Origin of the sequence: Novosphingobium nitrogenifigens DSM 19370, from assembly GCF_000192575.1 — a bacterium.
In the GTDB taxonomy this organism is placed as follows: domain Bacteria; phylum Pseudomonadota; class Alphaproteobacteria; order Sphingomonadales; family Sphingomonadaceae; genus Novosphingobium; species Novosphingobium nitrogenifigens.
In genome coordinates this window covers 48,512-58,204 of sequence record NZ_GL876931.1, presented here as the reverse complement: position 1 = coordinate 58,204, position 9,693 = coordinate 48,512, and the positions used below count along the sequence as shown (strand labels likewise).

The following is a 9,693-nucleotide window of genomic DNA, read 5'->3' as shown; positions in this document are numbered from 1 at the left end:
TCCGGACATTCAGCGGCCGAAACTACTTTCTGATAGTTGCCCTTAATTCATCTGCTCCGGGCCGGTCCCAAAGTGCGCCACGTTTCTGCCCGGCGCCTATCCTATAGCGGTGTGCCGAAATATGCATATGCAGCACGGCCTTGATTAGGTAGCGACCAGTTCGGCGATTTTGCTGGCAACTTCCGCCATGGACTCTTCGGCAGTGCTCAGCCCAGCCCGAGAGGCCAGCAGGAGGCTGACCTGTTCAAGTTCTTCATAAGTCGTTCCATGAACGACCGGGACAAGCCGCTCACGCCGGAGGAGCGCTGAAAGCTCTTTGTCTGCGATGCCTTCTGCCGGGAGGCGGCGCAACATAGCAGGGGTCACCAAAACGATACCTACGCGCGAATTCACCAAACCCTTGTCAATCGCCCGCATCATCGGCACCCCGAGACCAAGGTCCTTTTCGCTGAACCATACGCGGACCCCGCGCGCTTCGAGTAAGTCATGCAGTTGCTTAGCGGAGCCGTGCCTGTCATCCCATGCGTGACAGAGAAACACGTCTCGAAGATCAGGCTGCGACACCGCTAGATTCTCGACGTTTTCGCGAACCGGTGTGAGCGCCTGCACTTGTTCGGGTGTGTACCACACTGCCGAACCCGCTCCCGACCAGCGGGGCTTCGCGGTGCGGCGAGACCCGCCACCGCTACTCCGACCGCTGCCACTGCTTCCCAATGAGGAGAAAGAAGGGGTGTAGGACGGAGTGTAAGAGGGCGGGGAATAGGATGTGTAAGACCTAGAGCCACGATAGCGGGGGCCGCACACAGGGCAGTCCGCTCCGCCGCCCCGTGTGTGGCCTCGTACTGGTGCTGTACATCTAGCCATGTCTTTTCTTCTCCTTGCTAGGCTTGTTTGGAAGTTGGGGCCGTCGAGGCCATCAGGTTGTGCACATCTCTGATACTTGGCAGAGCGCCCTGGCCCGAGGCGAAATCGGCAATCGCCAGCGGGGGCTTGCGGTCCCCGAGCCTAGCACCCATGCGCCGCACAAATTCTTGGGCCAGTCGCCCAAAGTCAGACCGTAGATCCCTCGGCTTGCAACATTCCGCGTATCGCGACGTCAGTGATCCGCAGCCGCAGAGTTCGTTGTCTTTGCATTGCGCCAGACGATAATAAGGATTCAACACCTCGTTGGGTGGGGGCAGAGAATATTGCCTCCCCGGCCATCGGCCCATGACCTCCAGGTACAGGTGACGAAACGCCCACACCGTATAAAGGTCGATCAGGGACGTCAGATTCCCGCCCTCGGTCCAGACGTTATCGCCGGGCGAAAACGCACATATCGATCCATCGAAGAAATTAGTGTGGCGAGGCCCTATCCAAAGCGGGCCGCGGGGGTCATTCCAGAAGCCCCAAGCACGTGGTCCGGCTCCAGGCGCAAACGGCAGGGCGATGAGAAATGTGGCTCCGTAGTCTAGGCCCGATAAAACCGCGCTTTCGCTCTGGAGCCATATTCCGTCATCGTCAGGGAACACGCGGGAAGCAGGATATTCCTTTTCAAGGCTGGCTACCTGCGCTTCGTAGGTGGTACGAAGCAGGCCGCTGCTGATCCGTGCGGAGGCACCGGCCTGCCGTGATCGACGGGGCGTCCCCTTCCATCGGGCGGCCCCTTTCCGTGACCCGGCTGCGGATCCTCTCGGTCTTTGCTGTTCATCGTCAGTTTCCTTGCCCAGTGCGGATGATGTGACATCGGACGCGCTGGGCATAACCACGCCGTTGTCGAACACGTGAGGGAAGACATTGGCGTCCAGTTGTCTGCCGATCTTGGCAAGCATTTCCCGGGACGATGGCTCCATGTCTCCTTCCTCCAATCTTACAACGCCTCGCTCGCGTTCGTCGCTCGGCCGGCACAGCGCAGCGCCATGTCATTTGGGCTCGATCGCTTTGACGAGTCGTGCGATACAGACTATCTGTGCCCACATCAGATAAACCAGTCAAGTTTTTGTTGGTGATGGGTACATAAAGTTGTGGGGTTAAGCATGAGCCAGAATGATGCGGAAACGATCGACGATCTGAAGCCGGGGTTGCGCCGCCGCCTCGAATTCATTGATTTTCGGCTCTTTTGGGATGGCCGGATCAATCGATCAGACCTGCGAGAGCACTTCAAAATCTCGGCACAGCAGGCGTCCAACGATCTGGAAAAATTTGCTGAGTTCGCTCCTTTCAGCATGGCTTACGACCAGCACGCTAAGTCCTTTGTGCGTACTGAAACCTATAAACCAGTCTTCGTCGCCGGGCAGGCTCATCGATATCTCCTGCAATTGCAGGCACTGAAGCTGGGATGGCTCGATAAGAACCACACATGGTTTGGAGCCGTTCCGGACATTGAGGTCGTGGAGCTTCGCCGGCGGCCCGTTAGCGACGAACTGGTCATGCTGTTGACCACTGCGATCAACGAGCGGCGCCAGATAAAGGTCAAGTATTGGACGATGAGCGGCAAGCCCGCGACGGAGAGAGTACTCGCGCCACATTCACTCGCTTACGTAGCGGGCCGCTGGCACATTCGCGCTTACGATGCGGGCAATGGTGATTTTCGCGATTTCAACCTTGGGCGGTTAGAGAACGTCGAACTCAGTGGTCACAGTACGATCGATCCGAACTTCGACTTCGAATGGAAGTCGATTGGGAGGCTGCGCCTGCGACCAAACCCAGAACTGCCGCCCGAAGAGCAGGAAGCGGTTCGGCGCGAATTCGCTTTCGAAGGTGAAGAGTTGGAGAAGCCGTGCCGACTGGCGCTCCTATTCTATCTTCGCTCGGAGTATCACCTCGCAGATGACGGTATCGACAAGCGCAAACGCCACCTCGTGCTACTGAATAACGACGAACTTGAGGAGCTGAGGTTATCGGCGCGACGAATGAGCGTTATGGCACTTCAAGGTAGTGTTGAGCCGCAATGAATCTGGTAGACTTACATGCAGTAGATTGGCGCGACCCTGTCGTAGGGTTCGCTCTGTTTGGCAGCAGAGCGCGCGGTGATGAGGATGTCGAATCCGATTACGATATTCTTGTTTGGTCCAAGGGGCCGCAACCTTACACGATCCGGCTGGGCATGCACGCGATGGCGGTCTATCCTTGCGACTACCTTCTACAAAAGGCTGACCAAGGCGATTTGTTCGCAAGCCATTTGGCTCATGAGGCCAGGGAGATCTGGGATCCGCATTTCCTCCTGAAAGCACTGCGGACGCGCTTCTCGCCAAAGCAGTCGTACGGTCGTGAGATAGACTTGGCCACGCAGATTGGAATGTTCATCCTGCAATTCCACCATCGTATGCCGAGTGTCCTCATTAATCGGAGGATCGCTTGGGTCGTGCGCACAATCCTGATCGCTAAGGCGATGGAAATGGGGGCGCCAGTCTTTGCTCCGCGAGAATTGACAAGCCTACTTGGCGCACCGGAAGCTGCTCCGCTTATTGTCCTCAAGGACGATGCGGAATTTCGCCCTGATGGTTTGATCGGACTAGACTTATTTCTTTCGCGCTGGGCCGCGCCGTGGAATGAGGGCGCAGGCACGATTGAGGAATTCCGGACACTATTTGAGGTAAGCAAAAACGATTTCGGACTGCAGACTATTAAATCTTTGCGGAATGGCGCGGACGCTACAGATTATCGGTGAGCGGTGGTATCTATGCCAACCGACAGGACGCGATCTATTGCGTAAATAAATTTGGTTACCTTGCCCACCGCTTGTCAAATAAATCGTGTCGCGCCATACCTTGATATAATGGAAGACTAGCCAATGAAGTTTCTCTACTTCGCGTACGGTTCTAACATGTTGCCAGCTCGACTGCTTGGACGTTGCCCATCGGCGAAGGCTTTGGGGCTGGGCGTTGCGCGCGCATGGAACCTCGAATTTTCTAAGGCGAGTCAGGACGGATCGGGCAAAGCGACACTGGTTGCCGCCCCGAATTCAGCCATTCCCGGGGTCATTTTCGAGATCGATCTAAGCGAGCGAGAGCAGTTAGACCGGCACGAGGGCGTGGGCTTTGGCTACAAGCGCGACGACGATTTTGTCGTCGAGGGTAGTACCGTCACAACCAGCAGCTATCTTGGTACCTCGCTGGACCAAGCGCTACGCCCTTTCGATTGGTATCTCGCGACAGTCATTGCCGGTGCCGAACATCACCAACTGGATGCAGACCATGTCGCTGCTCTGAGAAGCACGCTCTTCGTCGACGATTCCAATTGGGATCGAAAGGCGCGTGTAGCTGCGATCGAGGCGATGCGAAAGCATGGCATCAAGGATTACCGAAAGCTGCTTGAAGATCGGGGATAAGCATGTCGATCATCCAATCCTACATCGGCGCTTCCCCAAACTGCCGTGCTAGAAACGCATAAACGAATGGCCGCTTCACGAGTCTGACGCCAGGAAGCGGACTTACCGGTCAGTCCGCAACCCTAGTCATTCGCTACCTGCTGGTCGAGGGTGGGTTGGTGCTTGTTTGGCGGCAAATCTATGGCCACCATAGATTGCCCTTGACCTGCCCCCCGTCAGTCCCTCAATCATAACGAGAGTCCAGCGGTTAGATACGATGTGCCCTGCGCCTGCACAAGCGCGTCGGGCGTGATGGTTTCGTCCTGCTCGAACGCTCGACGCGCTTGTGCAGGCGTCCGATTTCCCAAAGACGAGTGGGGCCGGACATGGTTGTAATCGTAGCGCCAGATGGCCAGCTTCCGGCGGGCATCGGCCAGGCTGTCGAACAGTTCCTCGTTGAGCAGTTCATCGCGCAGCGAGCCATTGAAGCTCTCGATGAACCCATTTTGCTGGGGCTTGCCGGGATCGATGTAGTGCCACTCGATCTGGTTTCTGGCGGCCCATTCCAGGATCGCCCGACTGGTGAATTCGGTCCCATTATCACTGACAATGCAAGCCGGTTTGCCATAAAGGCGCACCAAAGTGTCGAGTTCGCGCGCCACGCGGGCGCCGGATATGCTGGTGTCCGCGATCAGGCACAGGTTTTCGCGGCAACAGTCATCATTGATGGCCAGAATCCGGAACTTGCGCGATGCGCCGAACGTGTCCGACACGAAGTCCATCGACCAGCGTGCCCCCGGCGCCAGCGGCACGGGCATCGGTGTACGGCTGCCCCGCGCCCGTTTGCGTCCGCGACGCCGGCGCACTGACAAGCCTTCCTCCCGATAAAGCCGGTAGAGCTTCTTGTGATTCATGATCATCCCCTGGCGCTCGAGCATGATGCCGATCCGACGGTAGCCAAAGCGACGGCGCTTGCCCGCAACCTCCTTCATGGCGTCGCGGATGGCGCTGTGGTCGGGCGGGCGTTCGCGCCGAACCGTCTTGGGATCGACACCGATCAGCCCGCAGGCCCGGTGTTGCGAGACCTCATAGTCCCGCAACACCCGCAGCACCGCGTCCCGCCGCTGGCCCGGTGTCGTCAAACTTTTCCCAGCAAGTCCTTCAGGATGGCGTTGTCGAGCATGCTGTCGGCCAGCAGGCGCTTGAGCTTGCCGTTCTCGTCCTCAAGCTGTCGCAGGCGGCGGGCGTCGGATACCTCCATCCCGCCGTATTTGGCCTTCAGCTTGTAGAACGTCGCCGTGCTCAGCCCATGCTTGCGGCAAACCTCCACGGTCGGCAGCCCAGCCTCCTGCTCTTTGATCATCCCGATAATCTGCGCCTCGGTGAAACGGCTCTTCCTCATGCGTCTGCTCCTTCTCGTAGACAGACTCTACATCAGAATGAGGGATCTTTCGGGGGGCAGGTCACCCTACATTCCAAAATCCCAATCCCGCTCCCGCGCCCCGATTTCCTTGTCGATGCTGCGTTCTCGCGTTCGTTCCTTCTGCAACTCCTTCTGCTCAATTTTCGGCTCCTCCTTGGCAGCCGTCATCGCACGGTAGATATCCAGCGCCGAGGTTTTCCCCGCATCATGCCGCCCCACCGCGCGCTCCAACCGCTCCGCGCTGTCGAGCACCAGCGTCGGCTGATCGGCGATGCGGGTCAGGGCAACGCTCAGCGTCCGCGAGGAGGAGAGCATCTTTTCGCGGCTGTCCATCACGACAATGCCGTGCGTCGTGGTCACACCCTGCGCGGCATAGGTGTTGATGGCATAGCCAAGGTCGATGCGCTTCAAGGCGGGATCGTTGAGCGGAAGCTCAAGCCGCCGGTCCTCGGCCAGTTTCAGCACGACCCTCTCGGGCGAGATCGCCTCGACCGTCGCGGTCTGGGCATTGAGCACGCCGTGTTTGGGATTGTTGGCCGTAAACCGAATTCGATCATGCTCGTGCAGTTCGATGTCCCGCCGCTCAAACAGGCCGATCGCATCTTCCTTGAGATTGCGCGCAAGACGGTCAGGCTGAAGCGTCCAGGTGCTGTTGCCGCGCCGAAGTTCGACCTGCGTCGGGGTCACGCTGGTGATCGTGCCGATCATCCCGCGCGTGAGGCCCTGGCGGGGCATGTCGGTGCGGATCTGGACGACCAGCCCTTGGCGATAGGGCGCCATGGTGCGCGCTTCTTCGCGGCTGAGGTTCACACGGTCGAGCACGGTGAGGCGCTGGCCATGCTGGCCGATTTCGCCGAGCGATTTCAGCAAGGCTTGCGCTTCGCGGTTTGCCTCGGCGCGCAAGGCGCGGCCGGAGGTCAGGATCAGTGTCGCCTCGCGCTCCTCGCGTGGCCGCTGTGCCCAGAGCGCCACGGCATGCGCCGCCGCATCGCCGCGAGGAACTTCGTGCGTGACTGGTTCCAGGATGCGGAAGGCCCCCGCCATGTCGCCGGCATCGAGAACCGGCGCGAGGCTGCGCATGATGTCGGATCGCGCACGGACATTGTCCGTCAGTTCAGCGGTCGCCATCCCCGCCTTTTGCAAATCGGCAAACGGCTTGCCTGCTTCGACTGCGCCATATTGGCGGGTGTCGCCCACCATCGCGAGCCGTGCGGCGCCTGCGGCATGGGCAATCCGGATCAGGTCGGCAGCCTGGCGCGAACTCAACGTCGAAGCTTCATCGACAATGATCAGCGAGCCGGACAATTCATGGATCGAGCGTTCCTTGAGGTCTGGCAGGCCATCATCGATCAGCAGCGCCTGATGGCGATAGAGGAATCCGGTGACCGAGTTGGACGGCACGCCCAGATCTTTCCCCAGTTGCTGAGCGATCTGCGCACCGACCGCCACTGCCACAACATTGCGCCCTTGCGCCTCAGCGATCCGCGTCACCGGTTGCAACATGGTCGACTTGCCCGCGCCCGCAACACCTTGAACACCGACGATCCGGTCGTTCGATTTGAGGATCAGGGCGGCGGCCGCTTCTTGCCTTGGCGACAAGCGGCGCAAACCCAGCTCGCGGGCCTGTTGCTGAACGGCCGCCTCGGCATGCCGGTCGACCAGCACCGTGCCCTGTCCTTGCCCTGCTCGCGCCAGTTCAAGCACCTGCTGTTCGAGGGCGATGGCGCCCCGCGTGGTCATCATCACGCCATCGGCATCGGCCAGCAGCAGGCCCTTGTCTTGGAGCAGGTCCACCCGCGCTTCGATATCGGCAACCTTGATCGGCCCACCGAGATTGAGACTGGCGCGGATCAGTTCAAACCGGCTGAAGCCCGCTTCGGTCTGGCTGATGTGCCGCACGCCAGCGGCAACGGCCTGGGCGCCCGCAAACTGTTCGGGCGTCAACGATCCGGCGCGTTCCGGCACGAGGGGATCACGCTCCTGCGGGGACAGGCCCATGGCTTCGACAATCGCCAGCCCTTTGGCCGCGACGCCACGCACCTGCTGCGCAATCCGCGTCCACAACGTCTGGCCCCGTTCGGCCTGCGCCATGGCCGCTTCCACCAGCGCCTTGGGTTCAAACCCGATCGCATGTGCCCGCTCGGTCCATTCGGCGCGATCGCTCTCGCGCGTTGCCCCGGCATCCTTGGTGTTGCGCGTGGCCAAGGCCGCCAGCTCGCGCTCGGCGCTGCTGCCCGAGCGCCCAGTTGCTTCCAGCGCGGCATCGATCTCGGCGCTGCGGGTCGAGAACGCAACGATCGCTTCGCGGCTGACGCCCTCGATCTCGAACTGACCGTGGCGCCCGATTTCGGCGGGCCTCGTGCGGTAGCCCAAGGCCTCGACCCGCGCGCGCAGGTCGGCATTGTGCACGGCCGCTATGGTGGTCTGCTGATCGTAGAGCGGGTCATTCCTCAGCGCCCGCCATGCACCGTCGGGACGCAAGGTAGCGTTGGCCACGACACTGTGCACATGCAACTGCGGATCGCGGTTGCGCGAGAGATCATGGGTAAAGGTCGCAGCGACCATATGGCCAGTCCGCACCGGCACTTGCGAGCCGGAGGTGGGATCAAACTTGCGCGCCTCGATCAGGTTGGCTTCGATCCAGCCCAGCGTTGCCCTGACGCTATCTTCCAGCGCGGTGATCAATCGGCGATCATCGCCCACCAGTGCCAGCAACGACACAGACTTCGGGGCCGAGAACACCAGATCGAGGCCTGCCCGGTGCTCTGCGCCCGACGGTGCCTTGATTGCGGTGCCATTTGGCAAGTGTCCGGCCAGCACGGCTTCGAAACTGGTGGCGGCGACCGGCCCGGCTAGGTTCAAGGCGTCGGCCCCTTTGCCGAACCATTGGCCGATGCTTTCAGCTTCGGGGCCCGCATAGTAATTGTCCTTGGCATAGTAAGCCGCCGCGCCGGAGGCATTGCCGATCACCCCGATCGAGATCATCACCACAGCCTCCTGGTGCCGCGGAGGCATGAACCATCACTGGAATAGCTTCCGCCAGAAAAGGCGCATTCGGCATGTTGGTCGTTACCGAAAAATGCCCGCCCCACCGGCACGGCGAACCAACCGTCGGGCAAGATCCGCGCGATCATGACCAACACAAAGAATGCCAGAGACAAGGCCATCACGGCCCCGGCGGCCAGTTCCCAACGCTCGAAGGTGCGGCTGTAGTCGAACAGCTTGATCGTTACATTGGGCCGCGCTTGCCGCACCGATTGATCCAGCCGCGTCAGTTCCCGGCTGATGGCCGTAAACGCCGGGCTTTCGTTCTGCGACCGGGCAAGCTCGTCGCGGTGCTGCGCGAGCAATTGGGCGAGTGCTTCCTGTTGCCCGTTGATTACCTCGCCAAGCCCCGTCATCTCCTTGCGGAAGGGGCCAAAGCTGTCGCGCAAGCGTCCGTTGATCTGCTCGGCTAATTTCGCTTGTGCCGCATTGATCGCTTCGGCGTTCAGCACATGCTGGCCCATCAGCGCTTCGTCGCGCTGGTCATGCGCCCGCAGCGTGGCGTTGAGGCGCTTTGTCAGCTTGTCCAATTGCCCGGTCAGCGCGATCAAGGTGGCGGGATCAATCGCCGGGGCTGACGGCGCTTCGGGTTGGGCGAACAGCGGCCTGCCTACAAGATCAGCCGCCAGGGCTTCGTCAAGCAGCGCCCGCACCAGTGCTGGCCGCGTCATCTGCCGATCCGAGGCGAGCCGATCCACGGCTGTCAGGACATGCTCTTCGACGGTGACATTGAGTTGTGCCATGTCAGCGCCCGCCTTGCCGACATGCGCAACCATAGGGCCCTAGGCGGCCTCTAGGCGGCTTGCTGGCCCGCGTCCTATGCTTTTTGCGCCGCCCTAGACGCCTATCTAGGGCATAGGATGACGGATTTCTGTGACTTTCGCCGCACGGCGCGCATGCTACCGGGTAGCGTGGTGTGTGCCTGATTTGCCTTTCA

General features: G+C 60.5%; 8 protein-coding genes. 3 read left to right on the top strand and 5 right to left on the bottom strand.

Going from position 1 to position 9,693, the window contains the following annotated elements:
- Positions 1-144 precede the first annotated feature (144 nt).
- Together Y88_RS08265 and Y88_RS19160 are read right to left on the bottom strand one after the other, a co-directional pair.
- The gene (locus Y88_RS08265) at positions 145-630 is read right to left on the bottom strand and encodes a toll/interleukin-1 receptor domain-containing protein (RefSeq protein ID WP_232280980.1); all 486 of its coding nucleotides are present in this window, start codon (positions 628-630) and stop codon (positions 145-147) included.
- Between the two features lie 251 nt (positions 631-881).
- Positions 882-1,832 carry a hypothetical protein gene (locus tag Y88_RS19160; RefSeq protein WP_157132613.1) on the bottom strand — a complete coding sequence of 317 codons (951 nt, stop codon included), beginning with the start codon at positions 1,830-1,832 and terminating at the stop codon, positions 882-884.
- Positions 1,833-2,015: 183 nt separating this feature from the next.
- On the opposite strand from Y88_RS19160, the gene Y88_RS08260 reads away from it, so the two are divergent.
- The 3 genes from Y88_RS08260 to Y88_RS08250 all read left to right on the top strand — a co-directional run bounded on the left by Y88_RS08260 (position 2,016) and on the right by Y88_RS08250 (position 4,309).
- A complete protein-coding gene (locus tag Y88_RS08260) occupies positions 2,016-2,933 on the top strand; it encodes a WYL domain-containing protein (protein ID WP_008068277.1) in 918 nt (305 codons plus the stop codon).
- The gene (locus Y88_RS08255; RefSeq protein WP_018076055.1) at positions 2,930-3,649 is read left to right on the top strand and encodes a nucleotidyltransferase domain-containing protein; all 720 of its coding nucleotides are present in this window, start codon (positions 2,930-2,932) and stop codon (positions 3,647-3,649) included. Before Y88_RS08260 ends, Y88_RS08255 begins: the two co-directional genes overlap by 4 nt.
- 123 nt (positions 3,650-3,772) lie before the next feature.
- Complete coding sequence (locus Y88_RS08250) at positions 3,773-4,309, top strand: gamma-glutamylcyclotransferase family protein (protein ID WP_018076056.1); 537 nt, start codon at positions 3,773-3,775, stop codon at positions 4,307-4,309.
- A 227-nt stretch (positions 4,310-4,536) separates the two neighbouring features.
- Here the strand turns inward: Y88_RS08250 and Y88_RS08245 are convergent.
- From Y88_RS08245 to Y88_RS08230, 3 genes are all read right to left on the bottom strand, one after another.
- Positions 4,537-5,690 (bottom strand): IS3 family transposase gene (locus tag Y88_RS08245; RefSeq protein WP_085995943.1). Its coding sequence is split into 2 segments (ribosomal slippage): positions 4,537-5,432 and positions 5,432-5,690, totalling 1,155 coding nucleotides; the frame shifts between segments, so codons are not numbered across the junction.
- Between the two features lie 66 nt (positions 5,691-5,756).
- Positions 5,757-8,696, bottom strand: a complete 2,940-nt coding sequence (gene mobF / locus Y88_RS08235) for a MobF family relaxase (protein ID WP_026167062.1) — start codon at positions 8,694-8,696, stop codon at positions 5,757-5,759.
- On the bottom strand, positions 8,696-9,499 hold the full coding sequence (locus Y88_RS08230; protein WP_232280979.1) for a hypothetical protein: 804 nt from the start codon (positions 9,497-9,499) through the stop codon (positions 8,696-8,698). The genes mobF and Y88_RS08230 overlap by 1 nt, the downstream gene beginning before the upstream one ends.
- Positions 9,500-9,693: the final 194 nt, after the last annotated feature.

Excerpts from the sequence above, each read along its gene's own strand:
- Y88_RS08255 (WP_018076055.1), top strand. The coding sequence starts at position 2,930 with ATGAATCTGGTAGACTTACATGCAGTAGATTGGCGCGACCCTGTCGTA.
- Y88_RS19160 (WP_157132613.1), bottom strand. The coding sequence starts at position 1,832 with ATGGAGCCATCGTCCCGGGAAATGCTTGCCAAGATCGGCAGACAACTG.
- Y88_RS08250 (WP_018076056.1), top strand. The coding sequence starts at position 3,773 with ATGAAGTTTCTCTACTTCGCGTACGGTTCTAACATGTTGCCAGCTCGA.
- mobF (WP_026167062.1), bottom strand. The coding sequence starts at position 8,696 with ATGATCTCGATCGGGGTGATCGGCAATGCCTCCGGCGCGGCGGCTTAC.
- Y88_RS08230 (WP_232280979.1), bottom strand. The coding sequence starts at position 9,499 with ATGGCACAACTCAATGTCACCGTCGAAGAGCATGTCCTGACAGCCGTG.
- Y88_RS08260 (WP_008068277.1), top strand. The coding sequence starts at position 2,016 with ATGAGCCAGAATGATGCGGAAACGATCGACGATCTGAAGCCGGGGTTG.